Annotated in this window: 19 protein-coding genes and 1 pseudogene; 18 read left to right on the plus strand and 2 right to left on the minus strand. The window is 27.5% G+C overall.

Annotated features, from left to right (window positions below; all coding sequences use genetic code 11):
* Positions 1–10 precede the first annotated feature (10 nt).
* The 14 genes and pseudogenes from BZ132_RS06385 (at position 11) to BZ132_RS06450 (ending at position 12,287) form a co-directional block, all read left to right on the plus strand.
* Positions 11–838, plus strand: coding sequence for an NAD(+) kinase (locus BZ132_RS06385; protein ID WP_011406906.1), 828 nt, complete (start codon positions 11–13; stop codon positions 836–838).
* Between the two features lie 29 nt (positions 839–867).
* Complete coding sequence (gene cfbE / locus BZ132_RS06390; RefSeq protein WP_112149716.1) at positions 868–2,214, plus strand: coenzyme F430 synthase; 1,347 nt, start codon at positions 868–870, stop codon at positions 2,212–2,214.
* Between the two features lie 239 nt (positions 2,215–2,453).
* Entirely contained in the window at positions 2,454–3,326 is an 873-nt protein-coding gene (gene hemC, locus BZ132_RS06395) for a hydroxymethylbilane synthase (RefSeq protein ID WP_011406908.1), read from the plus strand.
* A complete protein-coding gene (locus BZ132_RS06400; RefSeq protein WP_011406909.1) occupies positions 3,323–4,276 on the plus strand; it encodes a Gfo/Idh/MocA family protein in 954 nt (317 codons plus the stop codon). Before hemC ends, BZ132_RS06400 begins: the two co-directional genes overlap by 4 nt.
* 10 nt (positions 4,277–4,286) lie before the next feature.
* Positions 4,287–4,883, plus strand: coding sequence for an orotate phosphoribosyltransferase-like protein (locus BZ132_RS06405; RefSeq protein ID WP_011406910.1), 597 nt, complete (start codon positions 4,287–4,289; stop codon positions 4,881–4,883).
* Positions 4,884–5,102: 219 nt separating this feature from the next.
* The gene (eif1A, locus tag BZ132_RS06410) at positions 5,103–5,438 is read left to right on the plus strand and encodes a translation initiation factor eIF-1A (protein ID WP_011406911.1); all 336 of its coding nucleotides are present in this window, start codon (positions 5,103–5,105) and stop codon (positions 5,436–5,438) included.
* Between the two features lie 54 nt (positions 5,439–5,492).
* Complete coding sequence (locus BZ132_RS06415; RefSeq protein ID WP_011406912.1) at positions 5,493–6,440, plus strand: arsenic resistance protein; 948 nt, start codon at positions 5,493–5,495, stop codon at positions 6,438–6,440.
* 47 nt (positions 6,441–6,487) lie between these two features.
* Positions 6,488–7,267 (plus strand): serine protein kinase RIO, encoded by a 780-nt coding sequence (locus tag BZ132_RS06420; RefSeq protein WP_011406913.1) that lies wholly within the window; start codon positions 6,488–6,490, stop codon positions 7,265–7,267.
* A 344-nt stretch (positions 7,268–7,611) separates the two neighbouring features.
* A pseudogene (locus BZ132_RS06425) lies at positions 7,612–8,223 on the plus strand (KH domain-containing protein); the annotation flags it as partial.
* Positions 8,224–8,679: 456 nt separating this feature from the next.
* Entirely contained in the window at positions 8,680–10,344 is a 1,665-nt protein-coding gene (gene top6B, locus BZ132_RS06430; RefSeq protein WP_011406915.1) for a DNA topoisomerase VI subunit B, read from the plus strand.
* A 19-nt stretch (positions 10,345–10,363) separates the two neighbouring features.
* Positions 10,364–11,434, plus strand: a complete 1,071-nt coding sequence (locus tag BZ132_RS06435) for a DNA topoisomerase IV subunit A (RefSeq protein ID WP_048059903.1) — start codon at positions 10,364–10,366, stop codon at positions 11,432–11,434.
* A gap of 39 nt (positions 11,435–11,473) precedes the next feature.
* Positions 11,474–11,854, plus strand: coding sequence for a hypothetical protein (locus BZ132_RS06440; protein WP_011406917.1), 381 nt, complete (start codon positions 11,474–11,476; stop codon positions 11,852–11,854).
* Between the two features lie 20 nt (positions 11,855–11,874).
* Positions 11,875–12,078 carry a hypothetical protein gene (locus tag BZ132_RS06445; protein WP_112149719.1) on the plus strand — a complete coding sequence of 68 codons (204 nt, stop codon included), beginning with the start codon at positions 11,875–11,877 and terminating at the stop codon, positions 12,076–12,078.
* A gap of 53 nt (positions 12,079–12,131) precedes the next feature.
* Positions 12,132–12,287, plus strand: a complete 156-nt coding sequence (locus tag BZ132_RS06450) for a hypothetical protein (protein WP_181454864.1) — start codon at positions 12,132–12,134, stop codon at positions 12,285–12,287.
* A 133-nt stretch (positions 12,288–12,420) separates the two neighbouring features.
* On the opposite strand, the gene BZ132_RS06455 is transcribed toward BZ132_RS06450, so the two are convergent.
* Together BZ132_RS06455 and BZ132_RS06460 are read right to left on the minus strand one after the other, a co-directional pair.
* Positions 12,421–13,476, minus strand: coding sequence for a hypothetical protein (locus BZ132_RS06455; protein WP_011406919.1), 1,056 nt, complete (start codon positions 13,474–13,476; stop codon positions 12,421–12,423).
* Positions 13,477–13,480: 4 nt separating this feature from the next.
* Positions 13,481–14,545 (minus strand): acyltransferase, encoded by a 1,065-nt coding sequence (locus BZ132_RS06460; RefSeq protein WP_011406920.1) that lies wholly within the window; start codon positions 14,543–14,545, stop codon positions 13,481–13,483.
* Between the two features lie 780 nt (positions 14,546–15,325).
* On the opposite strand from BZ132_RS06460, the gene BZ132_RS06465 reads away from it, so the two are divergent.
* The 4 genes from BZ132_RS06465 (at position 15,326) to BZ132_RS06480 (ending at position 21,053) form a co-directional block, all read left to right on the plus strand.
* Positions 15,326–15,694: a DUF5518 domain-containing protein gene (locus BZ132_RS06465; RefSeq protein WP_011406921.1), complete on the plus strand. Its 369-nt coding sequence runs from the start codon at positions 15,326–15,328 to the stop codon at positions 15,692–15,694.
* A gap of 209 nt (positions 15,695–15,903) precedes the next feature.
* Positions 15,904–16,917, plus strand: a complete 1,014-nt coding sequence (locus BZ132_RS06470) for a phosphorylating glyceraldehyde-3-phosphate dehydrogenase (protein ID WP_011406922.1) — start codon at positions 15,904–15,906, stop codon at positions 16,915–16,917.
* A 180-nt stretch (positions 16,918–17,097) separates the two neighbouring features.
* A complete protein-coding gene (locus BZ132_RS06475) occupies positions 17,098–18,324 on the plus strand; it encodes a TIGR00300 family protein (RefSeq protein ID WP_011406923.1) in 1,227 nt (408 codons plus the stop codon).
* A gap of 224 nt (positions 18,325–18,548) precedes the next feature.
* Positions 18,549–21,053: a hypothetical protein gene (locus BZ132_RS06480; protein WP_286940664.1), complete on the plus strand. Its 2,505-nt coding sequence runs from the start codon at positions 18,549–18,551 to the stop codon at positions 21,051–21,053.
* Positions 21,054–21,282 lie beyond the last annotated feature (229 nt).

Genomic DNA, 21,282 nt, shown 5'->3' on the forward strand with positions numbered 1-21,282 from the left:
TGTGATTTATATGAGAATTGGAATTATCTCACGTACTGATAAAGAAGAAGCTATAGAACTTGATGATACTATTATAAAATATTTATTTGAAAATAATATTGAAGTTGAATTAGATTCACAACTAACTAAAAAACTTCCACAATACTCAGAAAATAGTGTAGATATTACAAAGATGAATGCTGATATTGTATTATGTGTTGGTGGTGATGGAACAGTCCTACATGCTCAACGTTATCTATCTCCAAAGAAAATACCAATACTTAGTATTAATATGGGAACTGTGGGTTTTTTAACTGAAGTTGATCCTGAGGACATATTTGAATGTCTTGATAAATTATTAAGTTATGATTTCTTTATAGAAGAAAGATTACAATTAGATGTTCTAATTGATTCACAATGGCATACTGTTTTAAATGAATTGGTGTTAATGACAAGTCAACCTGCTAAAATGTTAGATTTACGTGTTTCTGTGGATGAAGAAATTGTAGATGAAGTTCGTGCTGATGGCTTAATTATATCCACACCCAGTGGATCTACTGCTTATGCTATGTCTGCGGGAGGACCAATTGTTGATCCTAGGGTTGATGCAGCAATTATCATACCAATATGTCCATTTAAATTAAATACTAGGCCAAAAATAGTTCCAGCAGATAGTATCATCACAGTTAAATTCTTAAAAGAAGGTAAAAAAGGAGTTGCTGTTCTTGATGGTATTGTAAATAAGGAATTTGACTATTTAGGAGAAATTAAACTTAAAAAATCCGAAAATTCAGCATATTTTGTTAGATTTAAAAAGAATTTCTATAATAGTGTAAATAATAAATTAATTGTAGGTTAACTACAATTTTCTCTTTTTTAGGTGTTGATATGAAAAACATATTAATTAGTGATGCTAATCATGGTGGACTTACACTTCTTGAAGAATATTCAAAATACACCAAGAATAATTTATTTTTCTATGATACATACAACAAACTTAATTTAGATATGAAAGAATTTTATAAAAAAAAATATAATGTTGAGTTTCTTTCATTAGATGATATTAGGAAAAATGAGGATAAATATATTACAATTAGTCCCATACATATGAAACCATTATTTAGGTGTGATTATACTCATCATGAATTTACAGGATATTTAATTAAAAAACATGAAGAATGTTATGGATGGAATTTTAAGATTATAGAAATTACTGGTGTTAAGGGAAAAACTACAACTGCAAACTTAATAATGGAAGTTTTAAAAAATAAAAATCTTCTTGTTTTAACAAGCCATAATCTTCTATATAAAAGTTGTGAAAGGGAGATTGTTTTGGATAAAACACTGAGTATCACACCAGCCAGTATAATTCATGCCCTTAATAGAGCAAAAGATATGAATTTACTCAGTAGTATTGATTACTGTATTTTTGAAGTATCTCTTGGTATAACAACAAATACAGACATTGGTATTCTAACAAATATATTAGAGGATTATCCAATTGCAGATAATAGCCAAAGTGCATCTAGTGCAAAAAAATCAGTTTTTAAATCAAAAAAGGTTATTTGTGATAAAACTACCCTTAAGAAGTACTACCCACACATGGACAAAAATATTATAACTGTTAGTTTAGATGATAAAACTGCAGATATCTATACAACAGAGATTGATTATAATATTAAGAGTACTTCAATTAGAATAAAATACTGTGACTATGAATTTAGAGTGAATTGTTTTGCCCTATGTGATTTTTATATAAATAACATACTATATGCTGTGTGTGTTGGTTTGTTGTTGGATATTCCAATAAAAACAATTACCTCAAATATAAAGGATACTCTACCAATAGAAGGTAGAGGATCAATTAAATATATTGAAGATAAAATAGTTCTTGAAGATATTAATCCAGGACTTAACACCACATCCATATCAAAATGTATTTCAAATCTAGAGAGATATTCAAATAATTATGTGTTGATTGTTGGTGGAGATTATGGTATAACTTGTGAGGAAATAGATGAAGAGAAGTTATCTAAATACATATCCACCATAGATTCACCTATTGTTTTAACAGGAGATGTTGGATATAATCTATTAAAAAAATTAGATAAAGACTATGAATTCTATCATGAACTCACTGATGCTTTCAATTATTTACTTAAAAAGGATTATGATGTTATTCAAATAATTTACAGAAGTGAGTATGCTAGAAATATTACATATCTTCCAAATTAAATATAAATTGAAACTAATTAAAATTATTTGTAAGAGTATAAAAAGAAGAAGTAACTTATTGAGTAATATATTTATTTAAATCAAAGACATGGTAAAAATATATTAAATAAATTAAATATATAATAATAAAGAGTGAATAAATAATTTACTAATTTTTTTTTAAGATAAAAAAAAATTAATTATCACTACTACAAAATACGTGACTAAAATTATCACGTCAAGTCGAGGAGGCAGATTAATTGATAGTTGGTACTAGAGGTAGTAAACTGGCCACCACACAAACTAAAACTGTTGTAAAAGCTCTTGAAGAAATTACTGGAGAAGAAATTGAAACTAAAATAATTAAAACAACAGGAGATAAGATTAAAAATTCACAGTTATATAATATTGATGCTAAAGGTATATTTACAAAAGAATTAGACACAGCCCTCATTGATGGAAGTATTGATTTTGCCGTACATAGTTTTAAGGATTTACCTAGTGAATTAAATGACCAGCTTACAATAACTGCCATACCTCAAAGAGAAGCTATTAATGAAGTATTAATTTCTAATTATTCATGGGATGAACTACCAGAAAATGCTACATTAGGTACAAGTAGTGTTAGAAGAGAAGCATTCTGTAAATTACATGGTAAAAAGATTCAAACAAAACCTATACGTGGAAATATAGATACTCGTATACGTAAAGTTGAAGAAGGAGAGTATGATGCTACAATAATGGCTTTAGCAGGTATTAACCGATTAGGCCTACAGGAACATATAAAAGAAGTATTTGATGAACAATACATAACTCCTCCTGCAGGACAAGGAGCTTTAGCTGTGATGACACATAAAGATTCAGAATATAATGATGTTATTTCAAAATTAAATCATGAAGATTCTAGAATTGAAGCTATGACAGAAAAAGCTATTCTTGAAACTATAGGTGTTGGATGCCAATGGCCTATTGGTATAGTCTCAAAGGTAGATGGTAATAACATAAATATACATTGTAAATTATTAAGTCCTGAAGGTAAACTTTTAGCAGATGTAAACAAAACAACAGATAAAAACAATGCTATTAATACTGCAAAAGTTATTGGAACAAAATTAAGAGAGGATACTTTATGAAACAGACAAATGTAGGTGTTATTGGAGTAGGATCTATGGGTTACAACCACGTACGTATATACTCTGAATTAGAAAATGCGAATTTAGTAGCTATATCAGATATGGTACGAGGTACACTTGATAAGGTATCGAAAGAATTTAATACTGTAGGTTATGTTGATTATGATAATATACTTCAAATTGATGATATTGAAGTAGTAAATATCTGTGTACCAACAGTATTCCATCATGATGTAGTTATGCGGGCAATAGAAGCAGGAAAAAATGTACTTGTAGAAAAACCTATTGCTTCAAAATTAAATGAAGCAGAAGAAATGATCAAAGCAGCAGAAGACGCAGGTGTAACTTTGGCAACAGGACATGTTGAAAGATTTAATCCGGCTGTAAGAGTTGCAAAAAAATTAATTGATGAAGGAGCAATAGGTGAAGTTGTAACTGCAAATTCAAAAAGATTAGGTCCTTTTCCTCCAAGAATACGTGATGTTGGAGTTGCTATCGATTTAGCAATACATGATATTGATATTTTCAATTACCTATTTAATAGTAGGGCAAATACTGTATTTGCAAATATGAGTAGTAAACTTAAAAATTGTGAGTTTGAAGACCATGCAGAAATTATGACTAAATATGATAGTGGAGTTTTAAGTATACTTGAAACTAACTGGTTAACACCATATAAAAAACGTCAATTAAATATTACTGGAATTGACGGAATTATAAGTGTTGATTATGGAAATCAAACTGTTACATTATTTAAAGAAAATAATCAGGTTGAAGACATAAAAGTTGAAAATAAAGAACCTCTCAAAGAAGAATTAAGATCATTTGTTGATTGTGTACAAAACAATACTCCTCCAGAAGTATCTGGTAAAGATGGATATGAAGCATTGAGAATTGTTGATGCTGCAATGACCTCATCCAAAGATAAAAGACTAGTGTATTTAGATTAAAGTGATGAAAATGAAAAATAAATTAATTGAAAAAGCTACTGAACTTAGAAATAAGGGATTAACCACTGGTGAAATTGCAGATGAATTAAATATATCTAAAGATACAACTCAATGGTTAATTATGCAAATGACCACAGTTAATAAAACAAAACAGAAACAAAAACCTGATGATTTTGCTATTAATTGGAAAACTATTGGTTCTAGTTCATCACGTATGCAGTATATTGCTTCAGCATTATCTGACATGGCTGTTGAAGAAGGAGTTGTTGATGCAGTTGTAGGTATTAGTATTAGTGGAGTACCATTTGCTACTATAATGGCTGAAATATTAGATGCTGAACTTGCAGTATTTCATCCAATTAAACATATGAAAAATGAATCAGCACAAGGAGCTCTAAGTCATAACTTTGCTAATATTAAAAATAAAACAGTTGTAATTGTAGATGATGTTATAACAAGTGGAGCTACAATTACTGATGCTATTAGAGTATGTAAAAAAAATGGTGCAAATCCTCTAGTTGTCACAGTTCTTGTGGATAAAAAAGGACTTGATGATTCTGATAATGTACCTATTAAATCATTGATTAAAATTAATAAAGTAGGATAAAAATAATTTCTTATTTCTCTTTTTTCTTTAAATAATACCATAATAGATTTAATTAAAAAAAATACATTAATAATCACAATACATTAAAAATAATATATATTTCAAAAAACATATATTATAGTAATATAAAGTTAGTATTTCTAAGGAAGATACTAAAATAAGAAGATGAGATTTTAGGATAATTAATTCATAAAGGAAAATTATGGGAGGACATATATTTTGAAGAAATCTAACAATAAAAATAATCATAAAAATAACCATAATAACAATCAAGGTGGAGAAAACATACGTGTAAGATCACCTAGACGTGGTGAAATTCCAGGAGTTGTTGAACAAATATTAGGACATGGAAAACTTAAAGTAAGATGTAATGATAAACAAATCAGATTATGTCGTATTCCTGGTAAAATGAAAAAACGTATATGGATTCGTGAAGGTGATGTTGTACTTGTAAAACCATGGGATTTCCAAAGTGATGAAAAAGCAGATGTTATTTGGAGATACACCCGTACAGAAGCAAATTACCTTGAAAGAAGAGGATTCCTAAAAATATAATAAAATATAAAACAATCCTAATAATAGCTCTTATAATAATTAGAGGTTAATAATATGAATATGATAGAAAAATTAGAGCCAATTTTAATTTTTGGAGCTATTATACTAGGATTACTATTTAAGGATATTTCCTTATTAAATAATATAAGCCCCTTACTTATAACTGTTTTTCTAGCATTAATGTTATTTGCACTGTTTTTAGATATTCCCCTCGAGGATATTAGAAGTAGTTTTTCAAATAGAAAATTCACAATAATTAGTATTTTAATTAATTTTATATGGACACCACTTTTTGGATATTTTCTAGGAAGCTTATTTTTATATGGACATGTTGATATTTTTATAGGATTTTTCATGTTAATATTAACTCCATGTACTGATTGGTATTTGTTATTTACTAAAATATCCAAGGGAAATGTTCCACTTAGTTTATCTATACTACCAATTAACTTACTGTTACAGATAATATTACTACCAGTATATTTAGTGTTATTTTTCTCAAATTCTAATAATATTGTAATGTTGGATTTAGTAGATGGGTTGTTGACATTTATTATTATCCCATTTATTGGATCAGAAGTTGTTAAATTTATTCTTAGAAATAAAAATAAGACTAAAGAAAAAATTACTGGATTTTTTTCAAGTTGTCAAATACTATTTTTATGTATTGCAATATTTGGATTGTTTAATACTGAAGCAAGTAGTCTTTTTGAAAACTTAGATGTAATTGGTCTTATATTTATTCCATTAATGATATTTTTCATAGTTAATTTCATATTAGATTTTATTTTATCTAGACAACTGGATTTTAATTATGAAAATTATGTAAGTTTAACTCTTACAACATTAGCACGTAATTCCCCACTTGCACTTGCTATTGCTATAAAATCCTTTCCAAACAATGAATTAATTGCAATAGCATTAGTAGTTGGACCATTAATTGAATTACCTGTTTTATATATTGTATCAAGAGTGTTGTTATATATACAAAAAAAATATTAGGTAATAAAAATACAAAAGAATAATAAGAAGTAGAAGAGGGTTGTTACTTGAATAAACACTATATTGATGCAGATAAGCAAATGAGAAAATTAGAAGAAACTAAAAGATTAAAAAGTGTTGAAGATAAACAAGTTTCTAGTGAAGTTTTTGATGACAAAACATTAAAAGTTCTCTATAAACTTGCAAATAAGGGATATATTCGAAGTTTAAATGGAGTTATAAGTACTGGTAAGGAAGCAAATGTATTTCTTGGTATTGATGATGATGACAATCCTGTTGCTGTGAAAATATATAGGGTTATGACACTTGATTTTAAAAAGATTAAGGAATATATTGCTGGTGATCCTAGATTCAAGAGTCATGGAAATAATACAAGACAGATTATTACTGCATGGACTCAGAAGGAATTTAAAAATCTTAGTAGGTTATATAAGTTAGGTCTTAGAGTTCCTGAACCATATATTGCCATGGAAAATGTGTTGGTAATGGAATACTTAGAATACTCTGATGATGATAATAGTGCAGCACCTCCACTGAGTAAGGCCAAATTAGATAATGCTAGTGAGGTTTTTGAGGAGATTATTGATTTTATGGATGTTGCATATAACAAGGCACATCTTGTTCATGGTGATCTTTCTAGATACAATATTCTCTTATCACATGGACACCCCTATATTATTGATGTTTCACAATCTACACTAGATAGTCATCCTTCAAGTAGAAGTTTACTTGAACGCGATATTAAAAATATACTATATGATAGTAAGAAATTCAAATTAAATTTAACATATGAATATGTTAGAAATAGAATTATTAAAAATGACTAAGTATATTCTTGGATAGTATGTAGAAGCAATATTTTACATATACTTTTTTATAATAGTTAAAACAAAGTAAGATACAGAGAATTTAGAAATAATAAATATAAACTTCGTATTAAGATAAACCATAATAAATATTAAATAGGTTATAGAATGATTATAACTAATTATCAGATATTTATTATATATCACCAATTAAATAGAAAACAATCTTATTTATTACTATTTAATGAAGATTGGTTAAATTAAGTTATCATAAACCTTCTTATTTATTCATAAATACGATTAATCAATCGATTTATATTATTACTATTAGAGAAGACTAGAAGTTATAAAGGAGCTTTTTTATAATGGTTAACACAGAATACCTTAAAATTCCGAAAGATAGAGTCGGTGTAACAATTGGTAAAAATGGAAAAATAAAACATCAATTAGAAATTATTACAAAAACAGAACTTAAAATTGATAGTGATACTGGAAATATTGCTATAAGTTCTACTGATGAAACAGATGATCCTTTAGCAATTTGGAAAGCTAGATATATGATTAAAGCTATTGGAAGAGGATTCAATCCTGATATTGCTTTAACTCTTGAAAATGATGATTTAATTTTGGAAATTATTAATTTACAAGATTATGTTGGAAAATCTAAAAAAGCTTTAGTAAGACAAAAAGGTAGAATCATTGGTAAAAATGGAAGAACAAGACAAATCATGCATGATATGCTTGATGTTGAAATTAGTATCTATGGTAAAACAGTATCTTTAATTGGAGAAATTGAAAATATACAAATGGCAAGAGAAGCTATTGAAATGATACTTGAAGGATCTAGACAAAAAACTGTATATGCATATCTTGAAAAAATGCATGATAAACTTAAAAGAAAAGAATTTGATGAAATGGTTAATGGTAAACCAGACATGAAAGATATTTTAAGAGAAGACCTGGATACTGATGAAGACTTCACTGATGCTGAGGAAGATTACAATAAGAATGCTATTAGTGAAGATGATGAAGATAATGAATTTGAAGAAGAATCTGAAACCTTGTAAAAAATCTCTTTTTACATTTTTTTTTTATTATTATTTTTACATTATTAAAATAAGTGATTATATAAAAATCTATTTAAATATTTTTACTAACAACTATTACTTATCAAGACCCCCCCCTAACCTATATAAATATATTCAACAAGGATATATATCCTAACGTTTATATTACATGTTTTACATAAAATATAGTATAAAAAATCAACATTTTTTAAATAGTACATATGTATGAAATAAAAAAAATAAGTCATATTTTTAATAGTTATTTAATATTTAGAGAAGGAATTAACTTAAAACTATAACTTAGACAAATACAAAATTTAATACTATTTAAAATAAAAGTAATAATTTATCGGAGGAATGAAATCCTTGGAACGTGATACATCAGAATTATTTGAAGAATTTAAGGAATTAACAGCATCTGAATTTTTCAGACGAAATAAACAAATGTTAGGTTTTTCTGGAAAAATAAGATCATTAACAATAGTATTTCACGAACTTATAACAAACAGTCTAGATGCATGTGAAGAAGTAGGAATACTGCCTGATATAACAATAGAATTAAAAAGATTAGGAAAAGATCATTACCTACTCAAACATGCAGATAATGGACCTGGTATTCCTGAAGATTACATAACAAAGGTATACTGTCAAATGTTTGCTGGAAGTAAATTCAGAAATATACAATCTAGAGGTCAACAAGGTCTAGGATGTAGTGGATGTGTATTATTATCACAGATGACTACAGGACAACCAGTAAAAATAAGATCAAGATACAAAGATGGAAATGAATTAAAAGGCATTGAAATGACTGTAAAACTTGATGTTAAAAAGAATACTGGAATAATTCTTAATAAAAAAGAATTTGAAACAGATAGAACAGGATCTGGAATAGAAATAGAATTTAAAGATGTATCTTATTCCATGAGTGAACAAGGTGCTTATGAATACATAAGACGTACTGTTATTGGAAATCCCCATGCAAGAATAGTATTTAAAGATCCAACAGGTAGAAAATACACTTTTGAAAGAGCAACAGATAAAATACCACCATTACCTAAAGAAGTATTACCTCATCCAAAAGGTGTAACAGCAGATGATATAATATACCTATGTAAAGGTACAAATAAAAAACGATTTAAAAATCTACTAATGGATTCCCTATCAAGAGTATCTGCAGCAAAAATAAAAGAAATACAAGAAGCTACAGGTATTGATATGAACAAACGACCAAAAAGCATAACATGGAAAGAGGCTGAAGCTGTTGTTCAACAATTTGATAAAATGAAATTCATGGCACCACCAACAAATGGTCTTAAGCCAATAGGTAGTGAACAAATAGAAAAAGGTATAAATGAAATTCTCTTACCAGAATTTTCAACTGCTATAACAAGAAAACCTCAAGCATACCGTGGAGGAGTATCATTTATTGTAGAAGCAGGAATTGCATATGGTGGTAATTCTGGAAGATTAATTGGAAGTCAAAGAAAAGCAGAAATTATGAGATTTGCTAACAGAGTTCCTTTAACATTTGACCAGGGAAGTTGTGCAATAACTGAAGCTTTAAAAAGTATTGACTGGAGACGATATGGTGTACGGGACTTAGATAATGCACCAATATCAGTATTTGTAAATATTATTTCAACAAATGTACCATACCTTTCAACAGGAAAACAAAGTGTTGCACCTGAAGAAGAAATTGTACGTGAAATAAGACAAGCAACAATGAAAATAGCTCGTAAACTAGAAAAATACATACGAACTAAAAAAGCAGCAAAAAATGAAGAAATGAGAGCTAAAATATTTGAAGATTTAGTCCCTGTTGTAATTAAACAATCTGCATTACTTGCTGAAAAAGATGTTCCAGAATATAATAAGGTAATGGATGAAGTTACACACAAAGCTAAGATTATGGATATGAAAAATCGTCTTAAACAACCAGAAATCAAACCTATGGAAGTAAAAACTGAAGAACCAGAAATGAGAATAAAAACTGAAATAGAGGAAGAATTATCTGAGGATGAAAATTTCTAAGTAGGAGAGATAGACAATGATGAAACATAAAGAAATAGCTTTAAATAAACTAAGAGGTATGGGGGATGAAGTTCTTGAAAAGATACTTCAAGAAGAAGTACCTAGTTTAAAAATTCCATCAAGAGGAACAGGAAATATCATCTATAATCAAGATAAAAGATATTTTGAATTAGGTGAAAGAAAAGGTACTAGATCTTTAGGTAATGTAAAACAAATAAAGAAAATGGCACAGATGATGTGTGTTGGTAATTTCTGTAAGGAATTAGTAAATATACAAAAAACTGCTACTATGAGGGAGATGTACTATGTATCTGAAGGATGGGATGTTGGATTTGATAACCAGCAAGAATCAAACAACATAACAGAAGATATAGAAGTAACTCTTGGTGTATCTCGTGAAAATCTAGGATTATTACCAGAGGAAGATGGTGCTTCAGTATATGGTGATATAACTCTACGTGATGATGATGTTGAATTTAATGCTAAAAAACTTGGAAAATCAGGTTATACCATTCCTCCAACGATTGATGATGTTGAATTTGTTGATTCAAATGTAGAAAGAATTATTGCAGTGGAAACCATGGGGATGTATCATCGTATGGTTCAAGAAAAAGCATATGATAGATTTAATACATTGATTGTAGGATTAAAAGGACAAGCTGCACGTGCAACACGTAGATTTATTAGAAGAGCCAGTGATGAATTACAAGTTCCTGTTTATATTTGTAACGACGGAGATCCATGGGGTTTCCACATTGCTATGGTAATTATATCAGGTAGTGCAAAATTAGCTCACGTAAATCATGACCTTGCAACTCCAGATGCTAAATTCCTTGGAGTAACAGCATCAGATATTGAAAATTATGATCTTCCTACTGATAAACTAAAAGATATTGATGTAGCACGTCTTAAAGAATTAGCTGCTGATCCTAGATATAAGGCTGATTTCTGGCAGACAGAAATTAAGAAAATGATTAAACTTGGACGTAAGGCAGAACAGCAATCATTCTCCAAATATGGTCTTGAATATATTGTAGATAATTATTTCCCAAATAAAATAAGTGCTATTGAAGGTAAACCAATAGAATAGGTAAATAATTATTTACTTATATTCTTTTTTTTTGGAGGGATGAAAATAAATATAAAAAATATTTTTTCAGGAAAAACTATACCTTTAACTATTTTAATGATAATTGCTACTAGTACATTACTTGACCAAGATTCCACATTAATACTACCTCTTTTATTATTTGTAGGAATAGTATGTGGAATAATAAAACATGATTCTATGACCTATACTTTAATAACAGCATTTGTTGCTTTTATGTTAGGTTTCATATTATCGTTTATAATCTCATTAATTAGTGTTTATTATATTGAAGGTGGATTATATGCCATTGCACTTATACAATCATCCCTTGTTTATCTAATTTTATATATATTTGTAGGTTGTCTTGGGAGTTCACTAGGTTTTCATATAATAAATGAGTTATATGAATTAAAACAATAATATAATTTAGAGTAATTAATATGGATTTAAATGAATTATTTGAAAGTAAAACAATACCCATTGGTGTATCAATAATTGTAATAGCATATCTTATTGGATATCAATTATTTATAGCATCAACCATTATCAGATTTCTTACACCTACAGCTGGATTATTATTCTTTTTTACAGGAATACTAGTTGGTATGATGAAATTGAACAATCAATTGTTGCTGCTGGTATAACCTCAGCCAGTGGTTCAATAGCAATTACTCTAATTACATACATAATTGTTAGTATGAATGATACTTATGGATATTCCCAATTTCTAAATATTGGACCTTCAGTAATGGATTTACTGATATTCATAGTTGTAGGTGCTATTGGAGGCGCTATTGGATACTACATTATTAGGGAAATCTTCTCCCAAAAAACAAGAGAACATCATTTCTAAGTTAAATTTCAAAATAAAAAAAACTAATAATTTTAAAAGAAGTATTATTTAATAATACTTAACATCTTTTTTTAAATATTAACTTAATTTTCAAATAATCTTTTTAAGATAAAAAAAATAATAAAAGAAGAATTTAAATAATATGTGATGATATAAAATCAATAATTTTTTCACTAGACTCAAGTATATCTCTTGAATATTTTGATACTGCTCTTTTCATACTACTATAATCATTTAAAGCTTTATTTATATTATAAGTTATATTATCTACATTACTTTCAATTATTGCTCCTTCAAATATCTTTGATAGTCCATGATATCGCCCATATTTTACTCCTATAACTACAACCACTGGTATTTTACAAGCTATTGTTTCATGTAATGTTAGACCATCATCTGTTATTACAGCCAAATCCACCAAGTCATATAAGTCATCAATATAATTTACATATCCAAGATTTATGATATTAGGATGATCTATTATTTCATTTATCCCCTCATGTAACGGTGCACCTATTACAAATATATTTACATCATCATTTTCCCGAGCATAATTACGTGCTGCCTTTGCCATATCCTCAAAAAGAGTAGAACCTGAAGCAAAGAGTATTGATTTTTTATTTGCATCATATTTATCAGTTAATTTATCAAGAATATTATTTTTATCACCACATACAATATCCTCTCTTATTGGTAAATATTCTCTTTTAACATGATACTTCGATATATTAATTGTATCTTTAGTAGTAAAAAATGGTGATTCTGGTAATAAAATAGTATTATTACATTTTAAGGATATTTTAGTATCTGTTGGTGTTGATACAATACCTACTGCTGGAACATGTGCAAGTTTAGCAGATAAACATCCAATAACAGATCCTCCACCTATAATACCTATTACCCCATCGGCTTTTTCTTTCTTAATTAAATGACATCCTACAATTACTGCTTTGATTGTTTTTAATCCTGCTTTAAATAAAGATAATTTAGATGCAGCATGTCCTCCAGCTGCAGGTATTGATGATTTTAACCAAGACATATTATGTTTTTTAAAGTAATATCCTTGAGCACTATAATCTAATACAATTTCTCCCATAATGCCCCTACTTTCTAGTGTTTTTAGTATGTTATATGCTATAACAGCATCTCCCCCAGTACCTCTTCCTGTTACAAAAAGTAATAACTTCATGATTTCACCCTTTATTTAAATTATTATTCAATCCTGTTGCCTTTTTAATGATAGGTATTTTATTCATTACTAACAACATTACAGATAATATGACAATTAACATGATTACCATAATAGGTACATTTATAAATGGTGGAATATTCAGTGAAAAAATTCCTATTTTAGAACATAGATTGATTAATAAAACATTTGATAAATACATTCCATAAGATAATTTACTAAATAATATAATATGATTATTAATAATTTCACTGTATTTTCCATATATTTCTCTAAAATCAGTATTTTTAATAAGAATAAAAATACCTGCTGCTTGAATAGCAGCACCTGGTGTTAAATCCCCAAGTGTTAAGAATTTTAAGTCCAATGAATTTGATAAACTTGTTAAATATAATGTTCCCATAAATGTAATAAGAGTACCTATTACAATTAGACAAATTGCAAATTTTCTATTGTTGAAACAATATCTTTTAGTGTTACTTAGATAATATCCAAGTATAAAATATCCCATGTGCCCCATGAAAAAACCCATAAAGTCTAAGATTAGTATATTTTTATCAATAAATTTCAATACTAAACAAACAAACCATATTCCTAAAAAATATTCTATTTCCCTATCTGTTAATGTATGAACCAATTTTGAAACTAAAGGTGTGGCAATATATAATGCAATAATCATATATACAAACCAGAATTGTACACTAACTATTGTAGGATCTAAAATAGCATTTATAAATAATACTAAGAAATTATTTGTATTTGATTCAAACAATCCTAATGACCATTTAACAATAAAATATATTATAAACCAAACAATAAATGGTTCTAATATCCTTTTTATTCGTCTTGGAATTGTATTTATAGGATTATCTTTTTTTAATAAAAGCAATCCTGAAATCATTATAAATAATATTATTGAAAATCTGGTAAGTGATGATATAAATATACTTTGTATCCAATAATTTCCAAAAATAGGAGTATTTGTTATATAATTAGAAGTTATATGAAGAAACAATACTCCAACTATAGCTAAAAAACGCATATAATCCACATATAATATTCTTTTCATTTTATATATCTCCATAAAAGATTATTTTTTTGGATTTATATGAACAATGTATTTTTTTCTATAATCCCTTGCTTTTATAAATTAAAAGTAATTAATACTGATTTTACATAATATAAATTAAATTTAAAATATGTTAATAAAATTATTCTTAAAAGAATACACAGATTTTAGAAAACAATGCAAATACATACCTTAATAAATTATTTTAATAAAAAAATGATTTATAATTCATTTAAATATAATCCATATCCTATATTCTTTAAAGAAAAATCATACTATTACTTAACTTATATTTCAAATTAAAAAATTATCCCCTAAATTTAAGAAATTATACATATAAAACAGTAATTCTTTTTTTTAAATCCAAAAAAACTTTATTAACAATATATATGTCATTAAATGCTATTAAAGTTAACTCTAAAAATAATAGTATTAAAATGAAAAATAAGTTTAAAAACTAAATTTTTCTAAGTAAAACCCAAAAAAAGAAGAAATATTAACTTTTAATAAATTATTATCCTATAATTTATAAAAATAGTTCTATTTTTTATTTATTTTTAACTAAAACAAATTAATTTATGTTTAAATATATTTAATAATAAAAATAATTAATTTTAACTAAAATAACAAAATATATTTTTGATTAATAAAGAAATATTCCTCTCTCAAAATATTACAAAAAAAAGTTAGAACATAAAATATTGAAAAATTATTTCAGACAAGCAATTATTTTTATAATACAACTATTATAAATAAATATATACGAAGGAGTTATAAAAAATGGATTTTAATAATGTAACAAAAGGTAAAGCAATACCTTTAGGAATTATAATAATTGTTCTTACTTATCTTTTAAGTGGAGCTAGCTCTAGTATTTTACCATTTGTATTTTTCACAGGAATACTGGTAGGACTAATGAAACATGATAATATAACAGAATCAGCCGTTGCTGCATTACTTGTAGCTCTTATAGGTTCAGTAATTTCAACAATAATTACATCAGCAATAATTTATATATCATATGGATCAACATATTTAGCTTACACATTAACAAGTTCATTATATTTAGTAATACTCTATATAATTGCTGGTGCAATAGGTGGAGTTATTGGATATTATATTTTTAATGAATTAGATGTAAAACATTAAAAAAAATGTTTTACCTACACTTTTTTTAATTAAAAATCATATTGTATCATGAAAAATCATGCTCTTTTTTAAATAAATTTAAATAAAGATTAGAATCTTATATAATAGTATAATACTATAAACTAAAATATCAAAAAAACATGATATTTAACTAAATTTCTAGAAAAATATTTAAATTGATAAGATTTTTTTTATAGGGCGTATTAAAAATGAAAAGTATTGGAATAAATGGATATGGAACAATAGGTAAAAGAGTAGCAGACGCTGTATCTGCTCAAGATGACATGAAAATTGTTGGAGTTACAAAAAGAACTCCAGATTATGAAGCTAAAGCTGCTGTTGAAAAAGGATATGACCTATATATAAGTGTTCCAGAAAGAGAAAGCCAATTTGAAGAAGCAGGAATTGAAGTAGCAGGAACTGCTGATGAATTATTTGAAAAATTAGATTTAGTTGTAGATTGTACACCCGGAGGCATAGGTGCACAAAATAAAACAGATATCTATGAAAAAATTGGATTAAAAGCAATATTTGAAGGTGGAGAAGATCATGATGCTATAGGCTCCTCATTCAATGCTGAAGCAAATTATGCTGATAATATAGGTGAAGATTATGTACGTGTTGTATCATGTAACACAACAGGTTTATGTCGTACATTAAAACCTATCTATGATATTTCAGGTATAAAAAAAGTTAGAGCAGTAATGGTACGTCGTGGAGCTGATCCATCAGATGTTAAAAAAGGACCTATAAACAGTATTGTACCTACAACAGAAGTACCATCACACCATGGACCTGATGTACAAACTATTATTGATGATATTAATGTAATGACAATGGCATTACTCGTTCCAACAACACTTATGCACACTCATAACATAATGGTTGAATTAGAAGATAAAATCACAACTGATGATGTACTTGATGCATTTGAAAATGCACACCGTGTATTACCTGTTCAAAAAAGTCTTAAATTAGGATCTACTGCAGAAATAATGGAATATGCTAAAGATCTTGGACGTTCCAGAGGAGACATGTATGAAATACCAGTATGGAAAGAATCAGTCAATATAGAAAATGGAGAATTATTCTATATGCAAGCAGTCCACCAAGAATCCGATGTAGTACCAGAAAATGTCGATGCTATAAGAGCAATGCTTGAATTAGAAGAAGATGGTGAAAAATCCATATTAAAAACAAATAAAGCAATGGGTATATTATAAATTATACTTATTTCTCCCCACCATACTTTTTTTTAACTGATTCTATTAAATATTATTAAGATGCTTTTAAAAAATAATGTACATGAAAATTTGTTTATATTTACATAAAGAAAAATATAAGTAATCTATAAAAAATTAAAAAAAATACAATCCCATAAAAAAATAGAAGGATATGATGAAATGTATACACAAAGAATCCTATTACATGGACACATAATTGATTCATTAACTCTACCTAAAACAATGGATACTATTATAGATCAAGGTGGAGACTATGAAATAGAAGAATTACAAGTAGGAAAACTTAAAACTGATAAAAGTACTGCTAAACTTATTGTTAAATCTGATGATGAAGAGATATTCAATAGAATTCTTGACATACTCACAGATTATGGTGCTGAACTTATTGAGGAAAATGAAGAAGTAACTCTTGTTGCATCACAAAAAGATAAAACTGTACCTGATAATTTCTATTCAACTAGTAATTACAATACTAAAATTAGATATGATGGAGAATGGTTAAATATTGATAATATAGAGATGGACTGTGTTATCTGTGTTGATACAGAAAATAAAAAAGCAACATGTAAACCACTAAATGCTGTTAAAAAAGGTGAAATGATAGTTACTGGAAGAACCGGAGTTAAAGTTACGCCTCTTGAAAGATCACGTGGAAAAAATACATTTGAATTTATGAACAGTGAAGCTTCAGCTGAAAAACCTACACGTAGTATTATTCATAAAGTAGCTACCCAAATGAAAGAAGTTAAAGATAATGGTGGAAAAATAGTTGTTGTAGGAGGACCTGCAGTTGTACATACAGGTTGTGCACCAATACTTGCAGATTTAATAAAAGAAGGATACGTTGATAAACTATTTGCTGGAAATGCTCTTGCAACCCATGATATTGAAAATGCATTCTATGGAACTTCTCTTGGAGTAAAAATGGAAACTGGTGAACTTGTTGCTCATGGACATAAACATCATATTTCTGCAATAAATATTATAAATAAAGCTGGAAGTATAAAAGATGCTGTAGAACAAGGTATCTTAAAAAGTGGAATTATGTATGAATGTGTTAAAAATAATGCTCCATTTGTTCTTGCTGGAAGTATTCGTGATGATGGACCATTACCTGATGTTATAACAGATTCACAAGTTGCTCAGCAAAGAATGAGAGAAGAAGTTCAGGATGTTGATATGGTAATTATGATTGCTACATTACTCCATAGTGTTGCTACTGGTAACTTAATACCTGCTAGAATAAAAAGCGTATGTGTAGATATTAGTAATGCTTCTGTAACAAAACTCTCTGATAGAGGAAGTGCACAAGTTATTAGTGTAGTAACAGATATTGGTTCCTTTTTACCAATACTTAAGGAAGAACTTAATAAATTAGAAGAATAATTCTAATTAAATCACCTCCTTTTTATTAAAAATATTATATTAAAAAACACGAAAGAACTTATTTTCCCAGTTTCATAATAATAATTTATTAAAAATAAAAAATAGCATTGAATATATTATAATTTAGAAAATTTTATATAGATTTTAATGTATACAATAGTAATAAGCCATTGAATAATAATTTTTTTTAGAAATAATGAGGTGATATTATTAGTAAAAAAATTATGAAAAGATTATTTCCAATTTTTATAATACTTACCTTATTACTATGTATTAGTACAGTATCTGCAAGTGAAAATAACACCAACACAGATACTACTCAAAAAGTAGTTGATAATACTGTTAATTCTAATACATATACCACTATTGAAGATATTAAAACACAATCTTCAGAAAGTAAGTATAGTAAAACAGCAAAAGACGCAACGAAACAAGTTAAAACAGTTGAAGATACAAAAACATTAAAAACACAGGAAACCCATAAAATACAAAGCATATCTTCTAACAAAACATTGAAAACTGCTAATGTGAAATATTCAAAAATTTATGTAAGTACTACTGGAAAGGACAGTAATGCTGGTACACAAAATGCTCCTAAAGCTACAATTAAAAATGCATTAAAATCTGTTACAAATAAGGGAACGATTTATCTTAATAAAGGTACTTATTATGAAAATAAGATTTATATCAATAAAACTGTAGCTATTGTTGGTAGTGATACAAAAGGTACAATTTTAAATGGAAAAGGTAGCCATGTATTTACCATAGCTAGTAATATTAAAGTAAAATTTGAAAAATTTACAATCACAAATGCTAGTGATAAACAGGGTGGAGCAATATATAATAAGGGTTACTTGAAGTTACAAACAATGAAAATATCTAATTCAAGGGCCACTTATGGTGGAGCAATATATAATAAGAATGAACTTATTGGAATAAAAACTAGTTTCTCTTCTAATAAAGCTACACATGGTGGAGCAATATATAATACTGATTCTGCAAGTATGGTTAATTGTACTTATAATAAAAATCAAGCAACAAATATAGGTGGAGTAATATATTCAACTGGTAAAATTACATTACAGGGAAATAATCTTACTCAAAACTATGGAAGTGCAATTTACTTAGCTAAAAATAAACAGAACAATAAAATCACAAATACCCAATTTATATCAAATAATGGAGTACTTGGTGGAGCAATATATAATGATGGACAAATAAATATTGAAAAATCAACATTCCAATCAAACAAAGCTACAAAAAATGGTGGAGCAATATATAATAAAAATATATACAACAGCAGAAATTCAAAATACATTCAAAACACTGCTAAAATCAATGGAGGAGCAATATATACCACGAACAATCTATACATTAATTCTAATACATTTACTTCAAATAATGCAACAGGTAATGGAGGAGCAATATACAATACTGCAACCTTGAATGCCAAATCCACCACACTTCAATCAAATAGGGCTCAAAAGGGCGGAGCAATCTATAGTGCTAATGGTAAAGTGAATATAAATAATTCTATACTATTAAACAATAATAATGTGGATATTTATGCATTTAAAGGAAGTACTACAGCAAATTATAATTGGTGGGGAACCAACAGTATGCCTTCCTCACAAAGAAAAGTAAATGTAGTTACTAAGAATTGGATATACTTTAAAATATCTAGTCCTTCATCAAAATATATAAATGAAGTTTGTGAAATTACAACCACATTTAATAAAGTTTATAATGGAAAAACACTTACTGACTATAATACAAAATTATTACCTGCACTTCCTGTGAAACTCACAGTTAATGGTGGAGGTATAAATAAAATTTACAATTATAATGTTGCAGGTACTAAGAAAATATCACTTAAATTTACAAAAGAAGGAGTTGTTAACTTTAAGACATATACTCCAAACATCACAGTTAATGCTGCTACAACCATAAAATCTAAGATAACAGAAGGACCTGTTACTGGTGTATTCTTAAAAATGAATACTGATATTGACACTAATACTGTTAAAAAATGGGTTAATGCTGGTGTTACTGACGTATATGTTCAAGCAAAAGCTTCAACAAACGATGTAGTTCAACTGAAAAAAGTCATATCACTTTGTAAAAATACAAATATTCGAGTACATGCTTGGGTAATTTGTTTTAAAACATCAAATGGATTCAATATAGGATCTAGTCAACAAACATTAATAAAGAATTTTGTGGCCAAAGTTGTGAAAATACCTGGCGTTGATGGTGTTTGTCTTGATTATGCAAGATATAGTGGAACAAATCCAAGTATTGTTAATCCCAATATAGTAACGAACTTTGTAAAACAAATAAATAATATTATAAAATCACATAATAAACAACAAAAAGTGTCTATGTGTGTATTTGCTGAAAAGTCTGGATCTAAAACTTACTATGGTCAAGATTATGCTGCACTTAGTCCTTATGTTGATGTTATGATGCCAATGGCCTATAGATATGATTATAATGCCGGACAAAATTGGTTAAAAAGTGTTACAAATTATGTTGTTAAAGAGGCAAAGTATTCTAAGGTTGTAACAATACTTCAAACATATATAGAAAAAGGTGGCAGTTATCCCAAATTACCAGTATCTTCTCTAAAATCAGATGCTAAAGTCGCAATGAGTGGAGGATCCTATGGTTATGCCCTCTTTAGAGAAGGTCTTATAAGTAGTTTTCCACCAGCTGCTAAGAATTTATAATAATTCTTATTCACCACCCTATCTTTTTTTAAGAAACTAGTTATAAATTATAAATTTACTAAAAATAAATTCACTTAATGTACATGATATGATATATATCTTTAATTATTCAAAACCACACACTTTTTATTAAAATAATTTTTTTATAAAAATAGTGAAATACTCATTTCATTATAAATAATCCTGTCTAAAATCATTTATTTACATAGTTAGTTTATGTAGAAAAAAT

It is taken from the genome of Methanosphaera sp. DEW79 (assembly GCF_003266085.1).
Lineage (GTDB): Archaea > Methanobacteriota > Methanobacteria > Methanobacteriales > Methanobacteriaceae > Methanosphaera > Methanosphaera stadtmanae.